The organism is Lepagella muris, from assembly GCF_004793975.1.
In the GTDB taxonomy this organism is placed as follows: Bacteria; Bacteroidota; Bacteroidia; order Bacteroidales; family Muribaculaceae; genus Lepagella; species Lepagella muris.
This window is the reverse complement of record NZ_SRYB01000008.1, coordinates 102,934-120,255: the sequence shown is the minus strand read 5'-3', so window position 1 is coordinate 120,255 and position 17,322 is coordinate 102,934. Positions and strand designations below refer to the sequence as shown.

General features: G+C 48.9%; 12 protein-coding genes. 7 read left to right on the top strand and 5 right to left on the bottom strand.

All coding sequences use genetic code 11. The annotated features are described in order from the left end of the window. Positions 1 to 38: 38 nt before the first annotated feature. Complete coding sequence (locus tag E5331_RS07435) at positions 39 to 2,672, bottom strand: valine--tRNA ligase (protein ID WP_136013235.1); 2,634 nt, start codon at positions 2,670 to 2,672, stop codon at positions 39 to 41. A gap of 290 nt (positions 2,673 to 2,962) precedes the next feature. On the opposite strand from E5331_RS07435, the gene E5331_RS07430 reads away from it, so the two are divergent. The 5 genes from E5331_RS07430 (at position 2,963) to E5331_RS07410 (ending at position 12,047) form a co-directional block, all read left to right on the top strand. After that, on the top strand, positions 2,963 to 5,347 hold the full coding sequence (locus tag E5331_RS07430) for an AAA family ATPase (protein WP_275441129.1): 2,385 nt from the start codon (positions 2,963 to 2,965) through the stop codon (positions 5,345 to 5,347). Then, positions 5,344 to 6,390 (top strand): 5-methylcytosine restriction system specificity protein McrC, encoded by a 1,047-nt coding sequence (locus tag E5331_RS07425; RefSeq protein WP_123483018.1) that lies wholly within the window; start codon positions 5,344 to 5,346, stop codon positions 6,388 to 6,390. The genes E5331_RS07430 and E5331_RS07425 overlap by 4 nt, the downstream gene beginning before the upstream one ends. A 153-nt stretch (positions 6,391 to 6,543) precedes the next feature. Further along, positions 6,544 to 7,755, top strand: a complete 1,212-nt coding sequence (locus E5331_RS07420) for an efflux RND transporter periplasmic adaptor subunit (RefSeq protein WP_135984758.1) — start codon at positions 6,544 to 6,546, stop codon at positions 7,753 to 7,755. A gap of 18 nt (positions 7,756 to 7,773) precedes the next feature. Then, complete coding sequence (locus E5331_RS07415; protein WP_135984756.1) at positions 7,774 to 10,866, top strand: efflux RND transporter permease subunit; 3,093 nt, start codon at positions 7,774 to 7,776, stop codon at positions 10,864 to 10,866. Further along, positions 10,863 to 12,047, top strand: a complete 1,185-nt coding sequence (locus E5331_RS07410) for a TolC family protein (protein ID WP_135984754.1) — start codon at positions 10,863 to 10,865, stop codon at positions 12,045 to 12,047. Before E5331_RS07415 ends, E5331_RS07410 begins: the two co-directional genes overlap by 4 nt. A gap of 88 nt (positions 12,048 to 12,135) precedes the next feature. Here the strand turns inward: E5331_RS07410 and E5331_RS07405 are convergent, their stop codons facing one another. Continuing rightward, complete coding sequence (locus tag E5331_RS07405) at positions 12,136 to 13,071, bottom strand: YitT family protein (protein ID WP_123483026.1); 936 nt, start codon at positions 13,069 to 13,071, stop codon at positions 12,136 to 12,138. A 178-nt stretch (positions 13,072 to 13,249) separates the two neighbouring features. Between E5331_RS07405 and E5331_RS07400 the strand changes: the two genes are divergently transcribed. Further along, on the top strand, positions 13,250 to 14,758 hold the full coding sequence (locus tag E5331_RS07400) for a glycoside hydrolase family 10-like protein (RefSeq protein ID WP_135984752.1): 1,509 nt from the start codon (positions 13,250 to 13,252) through the stop codon (positions 14,756 to 14,758). 1 nt (position 14,759) lies between these two features. After that, positions 14,760 to 15,587, top strand: a complete 828-nt coding sequence (locus E5331_RS07395; RefSeq protein ID WP_123483030.1) for a TIGR02757 family protein — start codon at positions 14,760 to 14,762, stop codon at positions 15,585 to 15,587. Here the strand turns inward: E5331_RS07395 and E5331_RS07390 are convergent. The 3 genes from E5331_RS07390 to E5331_RS07380 all read right to left on the bottom strand — a co-directional run bounded on the left by E5331_RS07390 (position 15,574) and on the right by E5331_RS07380 (position 17,239). Then, positions 15,574 to 15,915: a hypothetical protein gene (locus E5331_RS07390; protein WP_123483032.1), complete on the bottom strand. Its 342-nt coding sequence runs from the start codon at positions 15,913 to 15,915 to the stop codon at positions 15,574 to 15,576. The genes E5331_RS07395 and E5331_RS07390 overlap by 14 nt on opposite strands. A 175-nt stretch (positions 15,916 to 16,090) precedes the next feature. Next, on the bottom strand, positions 16,091 to 16,627 hold the full coding sequence (locus E5331_RS20650; RefSeq protein WP_275441128.1) for a BamJ family beta-barrel-assembly machinery protein: 537 nt from the start codon (positions 16,625 to 16,627) through the stop codon (positions 16,091 to 16,093). 21 nt (positions 16,628 to 16,648) lie between these two features. Beyond that, positions 16,649 to 17,239 (bottom strand): LemA family protein, encoded by a 591-nt coding sequence (locus tag E5331_RS07380; RefSeq protein ID WP_123483033.1) that lies wholly within the window; start codon positions 17,237 to 17,239, stop codon positions 16,649 to 16,651. Between the last annotated feature and the right edge of the window lie 83 nt (positions 17,240 to 17,322).

Sequence of the window (17,322 nt, the reverse complement as noted above, 5' to 3'; positions counted from 1 at the left end):
TTTTTTGAGATGGAGTATTACTCCAAAAGATGGTATGGTTATGCCTGCTGTGAGAGTGCGGCGATTGCTGCCTCTACTGCGGCGATTTTTTCAAGGGCATCGCTCTCTTTCTTCTTTTCGAGGGCTACGACCTTCTCCGGTGCATTTGCCACGAATTTCTCATTCGAGAGTTTCTTGCGCACTGATGCGAGGAACTTCTGGTGGTATTCCAGGTCGGCATTCAATTTCTTCAGCTCCTCCTCAACGTTGATGTTGGCACTGACGGGGATGCAATATTCCGTAGATGCTGCGATGAAGGATGCTGCCGCAGCAGGTTTCTCATTCACATTACGAATGTCAGAAAGGTTACCCATCTTCTCCAAGATAGAGTCGAGATAACTGTCGTGCTGTCCTTTTACAAGCAGTTCGAGGCTGTCGCGTTGCGGTATCTGTTTCTGTTTACGCACAGTTCTGATGCCTGCAATCACCTCTTTCAGATGATCGAAACGGTCGATGATCTCCTGATTGAAACCGTCGGCTGTCGGAAGTTGTGCCGTCATGATGCTCTCTCCATCCTTGCGGTCGCGGAGATGCTGCCAAAGTTCCTCCGTGATAAACGGCATGAAGGGGTGGAGAAGACGGAGAAGGGTATCGAAGAAACCGAGTGTCTTTTCAAAGGTCTCACCATCGATCGGAGAGCCGTAAGCCGGCTTTATCACCTCCAGATACCATGAGGAGAACTCATCCCAGAAGAGTTTGTAGATAGCCATGAGTGCCTCCGAGATACGGAACTTGCCCATGAGGTCTTCCACCTCGATGAGAGTGCGGTTCATCTCTGCCTCAAACCATTCAATGCCTCTCTTGGCGGCTTCCGGTTGTGGTTTCTGTGAGTCTACCTCCCAACCCTTCACAAGACGGAATGCATTCCAGATCTTGTTGCAGAAGTTGCGTCCCTGTTCGCAGAGTGAGTCATCATACATTATGTCGTGTCCGGCAGGAGCCGCAAGCATGATACCCATACGCACGCCGTCGGCACCAAACTTATCGATCAGTTCGAGCGGATCCGGCGAGTTGCCGAGCGACTTCGACATCTTGCGCCCGATCTTGTCGCGCACTATGCCGGTGAAGTAGACGTTGCTGAAGGGTTTGTCGCCGCAGAAAGCATATCCGGCGATGATCATACGGGCTACCCAGAAGAAGATGATATCCGGACCGGTCACAAGGTCAGTGGTGGGGTAGTAGTATTTGAACTCCTCATTGTCGGGATCAAGAATACCGTTGAAGAGTGATATGGGCCATAGCCATGAAGAGAACCAAGTGTCAAGGCAGTCCGGATCGCGTGTCAGGTCGGCGAGTGTAAGCTCCGGATTACCGCTCTTCTCGATAGCCTTGAGAAGTGCCTCCTCCTCGTTCTCCGCCACTACGTAACCTCCGCCGGGGAGATACCATGCCGGAATCTGATGTCCCCACCATAGCTGACGTGAGATGCACCAGTCCTTTATGTTGGTCATCCAGTAGCGGTAGGTGTTCTTATATTTTGCGGGCACAAACTTGATGTAGTCAGTCTCCACAGCCTCAAGTGCAGGCACTGCGAGATCCTGCATCTTCACAAACCACTGCATCGAGAGTTTCGGCTCAATCACTGCATCTGTGCGCTCGGAGTGACCCACCTTGTTGACGTAATCCTCTACCTTCTCTACAAGACCTGCCTTCTCCAGGTCAACCATTATCTGCTTGCGCACGTCAAAGCGGTCCATGCCGACGTACATACCTCCAGCCTCGGAGATTGTTCCGTTGTCGTTGAAGATGTCGATAGTCTCCAGACCGTATTTGTCGCCGAGCATATAGTCGTTGACGTCATGGGCGGGTGTTACTTTAAGACAGCCGGTACCAAAATCCATCTCTACATATTCGTCCATGATGATGGGCACAGCGCGACCTACGAGCGGCACGATCACTTTCTTACCTTTCAGCCATGTGTAGCGTTCGTCGTTAGGGTTGACGCATACGGCTGAGTCGCCGAGAATAGTTTCGGGGCGAGTGGTGGCTACCACGATATATTTGTTATCCTCCCCCTCCACCATATAGCGGAGATAGAAGAGTTTGCTTTGTTCCTCTTTATATATCACCTCCTCGTCGGAAAGGGCAGTGAGGGCTTGCGGGTCCCAGTTGACCATGCGCACGCCGCGATATATCAGACCGCGGTTGTAGAGGTCGCAGAATACGTGCATGACGCTCTTTGAGCGTGTCTCGTCCATGGTGAACGCGGTGCGTTCCCAATCGCATGATGCTCCGAGCTTACGGAGCTGGCTCAGGATTATGCCGCCGTATTTGTGGGTCCAGTCCCATGCGTGGGTAAGAAATTCCTCACGTGAGAGATCGGTCTTCTTGATGCCCTGCTCGGCAAGTTTTGCCACCACCTTTGCTTCTGTGGAAATCGCGGCGTGGTCTGTGCCAGGCACCCATAGTGCATTCTTTCCTTGCATACGTGCGCGACGCACGAGGATATCCTGTATCGTATTGTTAAGCATGTGACCCATGTGAAGCACGCCCGTGACGTTTGGCGGCGGTATCACTATGCAGAAAGGTTCGCGGTTATCCGGTTCGGAATGAAACAGACCATGTTCCATCCAATATGCATACCATTTGTCTTCAACCTCGGAGGGGTTGTACTTTGTGGCTAATTCGCTCATGAGAATGATAGTTTTAGAGTTGCAAAATTACAAAATAAATTCAAAATCGGCAATATGACCATGCACATTCGGCACGATAGTCTATTAACCTCTTTTCAACGCATGAAATTATATCGGAATTTACGTCAGAAACGTTCATTTGATTTGCAATCTCACAACAAATTTGTACCTTTGCAATAGAAGTTGTCTAAACTTCATAAGTAATTATCCACGACTGGGGGTCTGCAAGCTATTATTTAGTGAATTTTAATCCCTCGGTTTATACTGACCGATAAATCAAATTTAAAATCATGATTACCGACCGACATCAGCTATATGAATCTTTCCTGGAACGTTATCCTATTGATTGGCTGCCGCAAATGACCTTACAGGAATATACTGACCTTGTACCGAATGAATCGTTCTGCAATTGGGTGGAATCAAAGACGGAGGAACTCGGTTCGATATGGGGTAGCAATGCCTTTAAATTCGGTATTTTCAGATATAAGAATATTGAGAAGAGCAATCCCAAGATCCAATATGATGACAAATATGCCTGGTATACCCGATATGCCCGATATGGTGCATCTGATGCTATGGAGGCTTTTAAGAAAGTGAGGACTGCGATTGCTGTCGTGGCTACTGCTGCGCGTAATCATGATCTTGATATGATAGAGAGTGTTGATGTGATCAACGGGATGTATAAATGGAAGATTGCATTCCTATATTCCGACAAATGGCTGATACCTATCTATAAGCAGGAATGGCTACGTGACTTGTGCATTAACTTCGGTATGGATAATGCAGAGAAAGCCGGTATGTCACAACTTATGAAGTTTCTGATAGAACGGCGTGGTGATAAAGACGTTTTCGAATATTATGACGAGCTGATCGCCACTCTTAAAAAAATACAAGTGGATAAACCGGCTAAAGAGTGGCTATATGCCCCGGGTGAAGGGGCTTCCCAATGGGAGCGTTGCTTGAGGGATGGGGTAATGTTGCTTGGTTGGGATGATCTTGGCGATTATTCACGATTTACAAATAGGGATGAAATTGTAGATGAGATGCGCAAGGTCTATGATAATCCAAAAGGTAGATTTAGCAATGATAGTCTTGCGGTATGGGAATTTGCAAAAGTGATGAAACCTGGAGATACGGTCTACGCCAAAAAGGGTCTTTATAAAATTGTGGGTAGAGGTATTGTTGAAGGTGAATATGAATATAATGATGATGTGGATGAATATTTAAGCTCGCGTAAGGTAAGATGGACAGATATCGGAGAATGGGATTCTCCTCAACAATTAGTGCAGAAGACTCTTACTGATATTTCCAAATATCCTGATTACGTGGAAAGTCTGGAGGGTTTGTTTGATGAAGAGAGTAAGATTTCAGATATGGGGCATAATAAAAGAGTTTGGTTGCTGATAGCCAGTCCGAAGACCTATACTTTTGCTGATAAGCCGGTTGGTGCTAAGCAAATGTGGACTTTATATAATGACAACAATAGGAAACGTAATGTATTTACGGATATGGAAGCCGCAAAAGAGGGGGATATTGTGGTATGTTATGATTCCAATCCGTCAAAACGTATTGTTGCCCTTGCGCGAGTCTCTAAATCAAGTGATGGTAAGGAAATAGAATTTGAGAAGATTGAAACTCTTTTCGAGCCGGTCACATGGCAAGAAATGAAAGATAATGAAGCATTATCTGAAGTCAGATTTATCAAAAGCCCTATGGGAGTCACATTTTGTGGTCTCTCGGATGATGAGGCTGATTCGTTGCTTGAAATGATACGTGCCAAAAATCCGGAGTTGAAGCAGAAGGATAGCAAGGAGTTGTATTTGAAGGAGGATTTTTTGCAGGAAGTTTTTATGACGGAGGCACACTACGACCGTTTGGAATCTTTGCTTCGGACTAAGCAGAATGTCATTCTGCAAGGTGCTCCCGGTGTGGGTAAGACGTATTCTGCACGTAGGCTTGCATATTCCATCATGGGGGAGAAGGATGATAGCCGGATTGAGATGGTGCAATTCCATCAGAATTATTCATACGAGGATTTCATCATGGGATTCAAACCGCAGGAGGACGGCAGCTTCAGGATAGAGGAGGGGCGTTTCTACAAATTTTGTAAGAGGGCAGAGCTGGACCCTGATCCCGACAGGATGTATTTCTTCATAATTGATGAGATCAACCGTGGAAATCTCAGTAAGATATTCGGAGAGTTGCTTATGCTGATAGAGAAAGATTATCGTGGATACAAACTCAAATTGGCATATCGCGATGAGGAGTTTTCTGTGCCAAAGAATCTTTACATCATCGGCATGATGAACACGGCAGACCGTAGTCTTGCGATGATTGACTATGCGCTACGCCGTCGTTTTAGCTTCTTTGAGATAGTCCCCGGTTTTGAAAGCACGGGATTCAGAGAGATGCTTGACAGTTTCGGTAACGAACGGCTGAATAGGGTGATAGCCCGTATTAAGGAGTTGAACGGCATCATTGAGAGTGATGATTCTCTTGGGAAGGGCTTCTGTATAGGTCACAGTTATTTCTGTTTCCCTAAGGATGATTTTGATGAGATGACGCTGCGCAATGTCATTGAGTATGATATTCAGCCGATGCTGGCGGAATATTGGTTTGATGACCCTAAGAAAGCTGCCGGAGAGATAAGGATACTTAAAGATCTGTTGTCGTGACTATTGATAAGGGTATTCTGATAAAAAACGTCTACTATATGCTCACCTACGCTTTCCGACAGCTTAGGGCGAATAACTATGAGCAGGTAGCCGGCGAGGACTTTGAGGAGATCTACGACCTGTTTGCGGAAATTCTTGCGAGGGGCATCTCTTGTCAGTTGAAACAGGGGTTACATAAGAGTTATGTCGGGCATCAGGATTCTCTCACCACGTTGCGCGGAAAACTTGACATCAACGGCACGATGCGTAATTTTGCTGCCTGCCGCCGGAAGCTACAATGTGAGTATGATGTGCTTACTGAAAACAATCTGTTTAATCAGATTCTGAAGACTGCGGTGGGTGTGTTGCTGAAGCAATCCGGAGTGAAGAGTAAGCGTAAGTCGTTGCTACGGAAGATAATGCTCCCGTTTGAGAATGTTGACGAGATAACTGCCGACAGGATTCGCTGGAACGTATTGCGTTATGACCGTAACAGCAAGACTTACCGTATGCTACACAGTATCTGCTATTTCATACTTGACAGACAGTTGCTGACTACGGAGGAGGGGAAATACAGTATGCGTACATTTTCCGACGAGCACATGAATCTGCTCTTTCAGAATTTTGTGCTCAACTATTACCGCAGGCATCATCCCTCTCTGAAGGCGGAGGCGAAACAGATAGGATGGAACATCAACATGGAGCTATCCGACACCACGCATCTGCCGATAATGCAATCTGACATACTGCTGCATATTGGCGAGAGAACCCTTATCATCGACACGAAGTATTACTCCCGGACGCTTGCGACGCACTTCGACAGGTCTACATATCATTCTGCCAATCTCTATCAGATTCACACATACGTGATGAATGAAGATATTTGCCATGAAGGAAACGTGGACGGAATGTTACTCTATGCGCAGACTCAGGAGGAGACTCTTCCCAACGAGAAAATCGTCACTAATGATGGCAATATCCTGATGTTCAAAACCCTTGACCTGAATCAAGACTTCAAAAAAATCTCTGCCCAATTAGACTCTCTCATAGGTTATGGTTTATAGGTCATAGGTTAGTTTTATACCCATAAAATATATGATATTTGCAATTGAGTTGCAAATGATTTACCGTAATGTCGAAATGATTGCTATATAATTTATAATGTGGGCACGGAGTATTATCTTTGTGGAAAATTGTACTCAAAAAACGTAAGAGATATGCTTGACAGGGAGATTCGCCTGAGAAAATTTATTTATGGTGCAGTGTGTTGCGGTGTGATTCTCGCGATGCCCACCGTTCTGTCGTCTTGTGGCTCACATGACTCACATGACGGACATGACCATGAGAATGAAGCTGAGATGCACTCTAAATCCGGACATGAGTCGGAGGATAAGAAGGGAACGCATGCTGATGCCGGCGCAATACACATGGAGCCGGAGGATGCCGAGCATTACGGCGTGACAGTTGTGGATATTGTGTCGGGAGAGTTTCGGGATGCTGTAAGGTCGGCAGCCGAAATATTGCCGTCGGCATCAGACGTGGCGACAGCGAGTGCCCCCACGTCGGGAATGGTGACTCTCGCTCCTGGCATAACACAGGGTTGCACTGTGAAGGCGGGGCAGACGATTGCCCGCATAAAGGCATCGGGCGTGAGCGGAGGTGATGCCAATGCCTCCGGGAAGGCGGCGTTGGATAATGCCAAGCGTGAACTTGATCGTCTCACCCCGTTGCTTAAGGATGGACTCATAACTAAAAAGGAATATAACGATGCGTTGGCGGCATACGAATTGGCGAAGGCATCATATAGCCCGCAGGCTGCCACAGGCGTAGTGACCGCACCACGTGCCGGAGTGCTTACCGGAATAGTGGCGGGAGAGGGTGCGTTTGTAAATACCGGCGATCCGGTGGCACTCATTTCCGGATCCGGACGCCTTACGCTGCGTGCTTTGTTGCCCGTGCGTGATGCATCGCTTCTGCCGATGTTGAGCGGAGTGGTAATCACTCCTCATGGTGGCAACGGCGAGAGTGTCGATCTGTCGGAATATGGCGGTAAACTGCTTTCGTCATCGGCATCCTCATCTACGGAGATGCCCGGATATATACCCGTTTATTTTACTTTTGACAATAGTGCGCCTGTCGTGGCAGGGAGTGCTGCAGAGGTGTATCTGCGTGGGGTGTCGCGTTCCGGAGTGATTTCAGTGCCGGTGGCTGCATTGTCCGAACAGCTTGGCGAGAAGTTTGTATACGTGAAGACAGGCGGTAATGAATATGAGAAACGCCACGTGGAGGTGGGTGCCTTGAATGGCACCGATGCTGAGATTCTGTCCGGTCTTCATGAAGGGGATAAGGTAGTGGTTGGCGGTGTCTCGTTTGTGCGTCTTGCCGAACAGTCTACGGTAGTGCCCGAAGGTCATTCCCATAATCATTAATCGAGGAGTCAGAGAGATATGCTGAATAAGATAATAAAGAGTTCGCTCGACAATCGTCTTGCGGTTGTGGTACTGACCGGGTTGTTGCTCGTGGCAGGTGTCATTGTCATGATGCGCATGGAGGTTGATATATTCCCTGACCTTAACGCGCCTACGGTGGCAGTCATGACCGAGGCTCCGGGTATGGCGCCTGAAGAGATTGAGACCACGGTGACGTATCCTGTGGAGACTGCTGTCAACGGTGCATCCGGTGTGCGTCGTGTCCGTTCTGCCACCACGACAGGTTTCTCCGTGGTGTGGGTGGAATTTGATTGGAACACCGATCCTTATCTGGCACGCCAGATAGTGGCAGAAAAATTATCGGAGATAGAGGGCACGTTGCCCCCGGGCACAGGTAGCCCAACGTTGGGCAGCCAATCCTCAATACTTGGGGAGATGATGATTATCGGCATGACATCGGCAGACTCTACGATCAGTCTCCGGGAATTACGCACGCTTGCCGAGCGTCAGGTGCGTCCGCGTATCCTTTCGCTGGGCGGAGTGTCGCAGGTGTCGGTGATAGGCGGGGATGCCAAGGAGTATCAGATACGCCTCTGTCCAGCTAAGATGCAGCGTTATGGAGTGACTCTGAATCAGGTGAGGGAGTCAGTGTCAGGCATGAACCGCAACGTGGCGGGTGGCGTGGTATATGATTATGGCAATGAGTATATCGTGAAGGGGGATCTCAGCACAACCGACGTCAATGAGTTGGCAACGACAGTGGTCGGTGGCGACAGTGGCAGTCCAATACTGCTTTCCGATGTGGCAGAGATTGCGGAAGGTGGAGAGGAGCCACGTCTCGGTGTGGCATCCGTGCGCAGTGAGCCTGCGGTGTTGCTCACTGTTTCGAAGCAACCCGGTGCCGGTACTATTGAACTAACCAAGAAGATAGATGCTGAACTTGCTGCTCTCTCAAAGACGTTCCCCGCCGGAGTGACGCTGCATACCGACATATTCCGTCAGGCGGATTTCATACAGAATTCAATTTCCAATCTTCAGGAATCCCTGTTTGTGGGTGCGATATTTGTGATTGTGGTGCTATTCTTCTTCCTTCAGAACCTGCGCACCACTTTGATCTCGCTCGTGGCATTGCCGCTCTCTGTGCTCGTCACTCTCATAATACTCTATCTGTTGGGATTCTCCATCAACACCATGAGTCTCGGAGGCATTGCCATTGCGATCGGTTCGCTTGTGGATGATGCCATTGTCGATGTTGAGAATGTGTATAAGCGGCTTAGGGAACGCCGGGAATCGGGTGAGAGTGTACTGAAGATAGTGTTTGAGGCATCGAAGGAGGTGCGTATGCCTATCTTCAATTCCTCATTGATAATAATGGCATCGTTCATTCCGCTGTTCTTCCTCCACGGTATGGAGGGGCGTATGCTAAAGCCGTTGGGCATATCCTTCATCGTGTCGCTGGTGGCTTCCACGATAGTGGCTCTGACCGTTACCCCGGTGCTGTGCAGTTATCTGCTCGGCAGCAAGAAGGCAATGTCGCAGTTGAACCGTCAGCCGTGGCTTGCCCGCAAGCTTTCTTCGGCATACGAACGCGGATTACGCCATGCGCTGAGCAAGCCCCGGATATGGATAGGCGGCACGGCTCTGCTTTTTATCGTGGCGATAGGGATGTTCTTCACGCTTGGCAGAAGTTTCCTCCCCCCATTTAACGAAGGGTCGCTTACAATCAACGTCAGCACATTGCCGGGCATATCGCTCGACCGTAGCGATGAGGTGGGGCGTGAGGCTGAGAAGATCATACTCAGTATTCCGGAGATACGCACCGTGGCTCGCAAGACCGGACGTGCAGAGCTTGATGAACATTCCTTAGGAGTCAACGTCAGCGAGATAGAGGCTCCCTACGTGCTCGACAAGGGTAGGTCGCGGCGAGAGATGGTGGCGGAGCTTCGTGAGAAATTGTCGCATCTGCCGGGTGCCAATATAGAGGTGGGTCAGCCGATCTCTCACCGTATCGATGCCATGCTTTCGGGCACTGAGGCACAGATTGCAATAAAACTCTTCGGTCCAGACCTGTCGGTACTCAACTCTATGGGTAACAAGATCAAGGAGCTGACCAAGGTGGTGGATGGCGTGGTGGATGCCAATATCGAGCAGCTTATGGAACGTCCGCAGCTTGACGTGCGTCCGCGCCGTGAGATGCTCGCATACTATGGCATACCGATGTCGGAGTTTGCCGATTATATCGGCGTGGCGATGGCAGGCGAGGTGGTGTCGCAGGTGTATGAGGATGGTTTCCCTGTCAATCTCACTCTCCGCGTGGAGCCGGATGCACGCAATACGATAGAGAGCATAAATTCGCTCATGATCGATTCGCAGAAAGGTAAGATTCCACTTAGTGCGGTGGCGGATGTGGTGTCAACATCCGGACCGAATGCGGTCAACCGTGAGAACGTCAGCCGCAGGATTGTGGTGTCGGCTAATGTTGATGGCAGGGATTTGCGTGGCGTGGTGGAGGATATTCAGAGGGAGATAGAGGAGAATGTAGATCTCCCTGCCGGCTATCACGTCAGCTATGGCGGACAGTTTGAGAGCGAACAGGCTGCAACGCGCACTCTTGCGTTGGTATCGGTCATTTCAATTATTATCATATTCCTTCTTCTTTACGGACAATACCACAGTTGGGTGAGTGCGGCTATCATAATGCTGAATATGCCGCTTGCCCTTATCGGCGGAGTGTTTATCCTGCGTTTCACCTCGGGAGAGATGAACATCCCTGCCATAATCGGATTCATATCGCTAATGGGTATCGCCACTCGCAACGGCATGCTTCTCATGTCGAGATACGAGACTCTGCGTCACGACGGAGAAGGTCTTCTCGAACTTATCATACATGGCTCGGCTGACCGTCTTACCCCCATACTTATGACAGCGTTGAGTTCGGCTCTTGCATTGATACCTCTCGCCGTCGGCGGACATCTTCCCGGCAACGAGATACAGTCGCCTTTGGCTATCGTGATATTGGGCGGTTTGCTATCTTCAACCTTGTTGAATATCTTTATAGTCCCGATAATATGTTATATTGTCAGTAAAAAAGAAATAAAGAAGGAAAAATGAGAAGCATGTTATTGACGGTTGCCTTAGTGGCGACAGCGTTGACAGGCGTATATGCCAATGATTTTGAGAACGCATTGAATATATTGGTCAGCAATAACCTTGAATCAAAAGCCGCAATTAAGCGCGGAGTGTCAGAAGTGGAAACGATGCGTGCGGAGAATGTGCTTCCCGGTCCGGAGGCTGAGTTCTCGCGTGTATGGGGCACTAATGCTGAGGCGGGTAATAAATTGGGTGTGTCGGTAAGTCAAGGGTTTGATTGGCCCGGACTTTATGCTGCGAGGAAGCGGGCGGCAGACACAGCCGAGTCGGCATTGGAGTTTCTAAGAGCATCCTCCATGCTTGACACACGCAGGGACGCACGGGTATTGCTTATCGATTATATACATAATCAGCAGCTTATCTGCCATCAGAGCCGATATGCAGCGCGGCTCGACAGCATGGAGTCTTACTATAAGCGTGCCGCTGAGGAGGGATTGGAGACCCGTATCGACTATAATAAGACAGTAATAGAGCGAATAGGTGTGCATAGGGAACTACACCAGCTTGAGCGTGACAGGGATGCGCTGTTGGTAAGATTGCAGGCATTCAATGGTGGCGCACCGATTGATGAGGTGGTGAGGCTTGCCGGGGATGAATATCCTGCCATTGACAAGGGTAAACTTGCCGGAACGCTGTCTCTTATAGAGGAGCGTGATCCCGGATATGCCGCTGCGCGTCTTCAGACGGAAGTGGCGCGTCAGAATCTGAAGGTAGCGAAGATGTCGGGGCTTCCCGGCTTCTCGGTAGGCTATGAGCATGAGTCGGAAGGTGGCGAAAGATTCAACGGATTCTCCGTGGGGATAAGTCTTCCATCGTGGAGCAGGAAACATGCCAGTAAGGCGGCTGTGGTGGATGCCGAGTTGGCTCTCCTTGATGCAGAGATAATGTTGCGCCAGCGTAAGGCGGATTTTGAGGAGGATCTCGTGCAGCTTGATTATTATGAGCAGTCGTTAGCGGAATATGCACCGATAGTGTCTGACATGGCTCCGCTTGAGCTCCTCCGGAAGGCTCTTGTGGCGCGCCAGATCACCCTGCTCAACTATATGAATGAATATAACTATTTCGTTCAGGCAAACCGGGAATATCTTGATCTCATGTATGAATATCAGCTTGCCGCCGCCAGATTGAGCTATTATGAATGACGTCACGGTAATTGAATGATGAATAAACAGACAGCGTGGCTGACCCGATTGTCAGCCACGCTGTCTGTTTATCTGTATGGGTGTCATATCAAGCGTTATGCTTCTTTATAGCCTTTACCTTCATAGTGTCAAACCCCTTGCCATAGACGCCGTTGGCATTGCTTTGGGCTATGAATGCGTTGTTGTCGATGTTTTTTATGATCCTGAATATAGTGACCGATTCTATCTTGCGGCACCATACGAGCAGGATCTTCACATTGTTTTTGGTATACCATCCCGTCCCGTCAAGTACTGTCACGCCTCTGTGGGCATCGGTGTTGATTGAATCGGCTATCTCTTTCCATTTGTTGGAGAATATTACGAATTGGGTTGATTGCCGGTTGGTGTTGAGCAGGGTGTCGGTGATATAGGAATAGACGAATATGGTTATCCATCCGTAGATTATCCTTGGCAGGCTCTCCTGCACGCGCTCTTCAAGTGTGCCATTGAATGGGAGGAAGAAGGTGAGAGCCACGATTGTCATATCCACCATCATGAGGATTCTGCCGACGCTGACGTTTGATTTCTTTGTCACCATGGCGGCTATGATGTCGGAGCCTCCCGAAGTGCCGTTGTGTACGTAGATGGTGCCGATGCCCAGACCGCAGAGTATTCCGCCGAGTATGATGCTCATTTCGGTCTGTTGCAGCAGTGCGGGATGGTTCATGAAATAGTTCTCGATAAGTCCGATGAATATCGACATTCCGGTAGCACCGAAAATAGTGCGTATAAGGAATGTCTTTCCGAGCATCCTGAAGCCGGCTATAAGGAGCGCGATGTTGCATCCATACATTGTCACGGCTACGGGAATTAGTCCACCTGTGGCGAAATATACGAGGGTGCCGACGCCGGTCATACCACCGATCACAATCTGATGCGGGAGTATAAACACGCAGAAGCCTATAGCATACAATATTTGCCCGACTACAATCATCGTGTAGTCGCGCACGTCTGACATAAGTGTGTCGTATCTCTGTCGGGTCATTAGTGGGGATGATTTAAGGTTGTTAGAGTATAGATTATAAAGTAGGATGGCAAATGGTTAGGCATTCCATCCTTCCACGCCATTCATTGTGCAAATTTATAATCAATTTTTCTATTCTCAAAAGGAGAGACAAATAAAAATTTTTCCGTAATTTTGTAGTGGTATTAACCGAGTGATAATGAAGAGGAGAATAATCAGTTTCTTGGCAGGGGTGGCGTTGATGGCAGGATTGCCGTCGGCTGCCGATAATCCGAAAAGGGAATTCCGTGGTGCGTGGCTCCACGTCATAGGGCAGACGCAATGGCAGAGTAAGTCTACTGCCGAAGCGCAGAAATATATAGTGTCGCAGTTGCAGAAGCTTCAGGATGCCGGATGCAATGCAGTGATTTTTCAGGTGCGTCCCACGGCGGATGCCGTGTATAGGTCGGAACTTGAGCCATGGAGTGCATGGCTTACCGGAAAACGTGGTAAGGCTCCTTATCCGGAATGGGACCCGATGGCTTTTGCAATAGAGGAGGCACATAAGAGGGGGATGGAGTTTCATGCATGGCTCAATCCGTATCGCGTCACATCGAATGCAAAGGATATCCTGCCTGCTGACCATGTGTCGAAAAGAGAGCCGCATAGGTTTGTGAAGTTTAACGGGCAAGTATTTTTTGATCCTGCATATAAGGAGAACCGTGATTTTATCTGTGAAGTGGTGAAGGATATCATCGACAGGTATGATGTCGATGGCATTCATATTGATGACTATTTCTATCCATATCCTGCCAATGGTAAGAAATTTCAGGCTGACGATGCAAGCTACAGGAAGTTCGGCAACGGAATGAACCGTAATGACTGGCGACGTAATAACGTGGATCTTCTTATTGAGCAACTCCACACCACGATTAAATCGGAGAAGCCGTGGGTAAGATTCGGGGTGAGTCCTTTCGGTATATGGCGCAACAAGAGCACAGATAGCCGGGGGAGTAACAGCAACGGTCTTCAGAATTATGACGACCTTTATGCCGATGTACTTCTTTGGGCGAAGAATGGTTGGATTGATTATCTTGCGCCGCAGCTTTACTGGACTCTCGACATGAAGGCTGCGCCAAGCCGTCATCTCGCCCAATGGTGGAACGATAATGCCAACGGGGTAGATGTGTATATAGGTCAGGATGTGCAGCGGACTATGAATACGCCTGACCCTCGGAATAACGACAGGAATGAACTTGACACAAAAGTGAAACTGTCGCGTAGGCTTCCCAACGTGAAGGGGAATGTCTGGTGGCATGGCTACTGGGTGACGGGTAACTATAAGGGCGTGGCGGATTCGCTTGCGATGAAATATCAGTCTACCATTGCATTGCCTCCGGAATATGGCGACAAGTCGTTGAAGCCGTCGCGTGTGAAGGATCTTCAGGTGGAGAATCGGGGCGATCGGTTGTTTCTGACATGGACTGGTAAGCGGAAATATCATGACCATACTCCCGAAGAGACGGATGCTGTCAGATACGTAGTATATGAATTTTTCGCAGGGGAGGAGATTGATCTTGATGACCCACAGGCTATAATTGCGGTGACGCCATATAATAGTGTGCTCATCTCCGACGATCTTTCGCAGCTTTCCGGCTCCACCTTCGTCGTGACAGCCCTTGACCGCATGAATCGTGAATCCGATCCCGAAAAAATAAAAGTAAAATGATATGGAAAAGATTTTGAAGGAAGAGAATGGTGCCGGTGATTTATCGGATATAAGGGAGCTGCTGGATGCAGAGGCGGCGAGAATTAATAATCCGTCGTTTATAGATGAGGATCCTGTGCAGTTCCCACGTCGTTTCAGCCGGTTGCAGGATATAGAGATTGTGTCGTTCCTGTCTGCTATCATTGCCTGGGGCAATAGGAAGATGATTTGCCGTGATGCAGAAAAGATGCTTGCGCTGATGGATTATGAACCGTATCGCTACGTGATGGATGAGGGCTACGAAGACCTTGATCCTCGTCTTAATATCCATCGCACAATGTTTGGCGAGCATTTCAGCTATTTCCTTAGAGGTATGCACAGGATATATTCGGAATATGGGAGTCTGGATGCTTTCTCCGCAGCGATAGGATGCGGGGATACTGAAAGCCCGGCATGGAATCTTGTAGAGGGGATGCAGAGGTTGATGAGCGACGTCAACGGAGGGGCAACTTGCAGCCAGTGTCTCCCCGTGAATCTTCAGCAGACGGCATTGAAACGCGTGAACATGGCGTTGCGTTGGCTTGTGCGCGATGATGGTATAGTTGATATGGGAGTATGGAAATCCATACCTAAGAGCAAGCTTTATATTCCGCTTGACGTGCATGTAGGCAATATATCGCGAGAATTAGGCCTCATCAGCCGAAAGGCAAACGACAGGAAGAGTGTTGAGCAGTTGACGGCAGTATTGCGCACGTTCCGTCCCGATGACCCGGTGATCTACGATTATGCCCTCTTCGGCATCGGCGTAGAGGGTCGCAAAGGCACCCTGCTGACTTCTACTTCTGTTTGATGTGGGCGACTCTGCCGGCGAGGGAGGGGTTGACTGCGCGTATTGTGGAGATGAATGTTGAGTCGAATGCCGCCACACATTCGCTGTGGGCAGTGTCGATTAGGTTCGGTTTGTGCATTTCGGTGAGTTCGAGCATCTGACGTAGGTCGGCGTTGTCTTTCCATTCTTTTGTGAGGTATTCGCGTGCTGCGGTTCTGCCTGCCATTTGGGCTGCGGTGATTTCTGCTGTTATGGCTTCGGTATGTTCCGTCTCGGAGCAGGCGGAACAGCTCGTAAGGAGGGCTGATACGATTGCGATTGCGGATATGGATAGGATTGTATGCTTCATAGATTTTGTTTGTGTCTTTGGATTTTGATGGGGATTTGGTAGAGAGGGGGACAGATTGAATCTGTCCGGACTTGGATCACTCTTCGAGTGACGAAACTGCCGGGTCTTGGAAAAAGGGAAGAGTAAAAGACCCGCGAGTCTTTTACTCTTTCTTTTTCTTTTATTCTATTAGTGATTATTTTTCCAGACCGGGGATGCTGAGGAGCTTGATCTGGAAGATAAGGGTGGAGAAGGGGGGGACCGAACCGGAGCCGTAGGCACCGTAGCCGGCTGTGTAGGGTATGACGGTGGTTACTGAGTCGCCGATGTGCATGTTGGTCAACGCAATCCAGAAACCGGTGATCATTTCATTCGGCTTGCATTTGAAAATACTGTCGGTCAAGGCATAGGAACTGTCGAGCGTATCCCCTTTGATGTTTGTCAGGAGATATTTGACGTTGCAGGTGGAGTTGTCGAGAGGCGACAGATTGCGCTCCGTCTCCGTGCGGTCGTTGTGCCAGTCCATGAGCACGAAAGATGATTTATCCCACTTAGGGATGATCTTCTCATACTTGGCTTTGCCATTTTCGGTCTCGGCTTCAGCTTTCTCAATGTAGGATATATTCTCCTGACGCCATCCGGAATAGTCTTCCTGTTTGTCGTCGCTGAGACAGGACGACATTCCGAAGATAAGGGTGGGGAGCAAGAGAAATCCGAATTTTTTAATTCGCATAGATTATGTTATGAAGAAGTATCAGAAATTCACTTCCGGTGCCTTCTGGGCTCCGGCTTCAGCCTTGAACTGAGGTTTCTCCTTAAACCCGAACCATCCGGCATAAATCATCGTCGGGAATTTCTTTATGCTGGTGTTGTATTCCTTCACCGCTTCCGTATATCTCATTCGCTCGGTGGCAATACGGTTCTCGGTGCCTTCGAGCTGGGTCTGGAGATTCATAAAATTCTCATTGGCTTTCAGGTCGGGATAAGCTTCCGTGACAGCCAGAAGAGATTTCAACGCCTGCGACAGCTCGCCTTGCGCTTCCTGGAATTTTGCGAGGGTCTCCTCATTGAGGTTGTCCGCGTCTATGGTTATTGAGGTAGCCTTGGCTCTTGCCTCAGTCACTTTCGTCAGGGTCTCGCTCTCATGAGTGGAATACCCCTTTACGGTATTGACCAGATTCGGGATAAGGTCAGCACGACGTTGGTATTGGTTTTCCACTTGAGCCCAAGCCTGATCCACACCTTGCTGTTGCTCCACGAGGGAGTTGTAGTTGCAAGAAGAGAGAGAACTTGCTCCCGCAAATGCAGAAACGGCAAGTAGGAGTTTACACGTGAATTTTCTCATATTCTAATTAAAGATTACGGGTTCTAATTAAACATTATGCACGCCGCCTGTATCTCCGGTATAGCCGGGTATGCCGGCGGCGT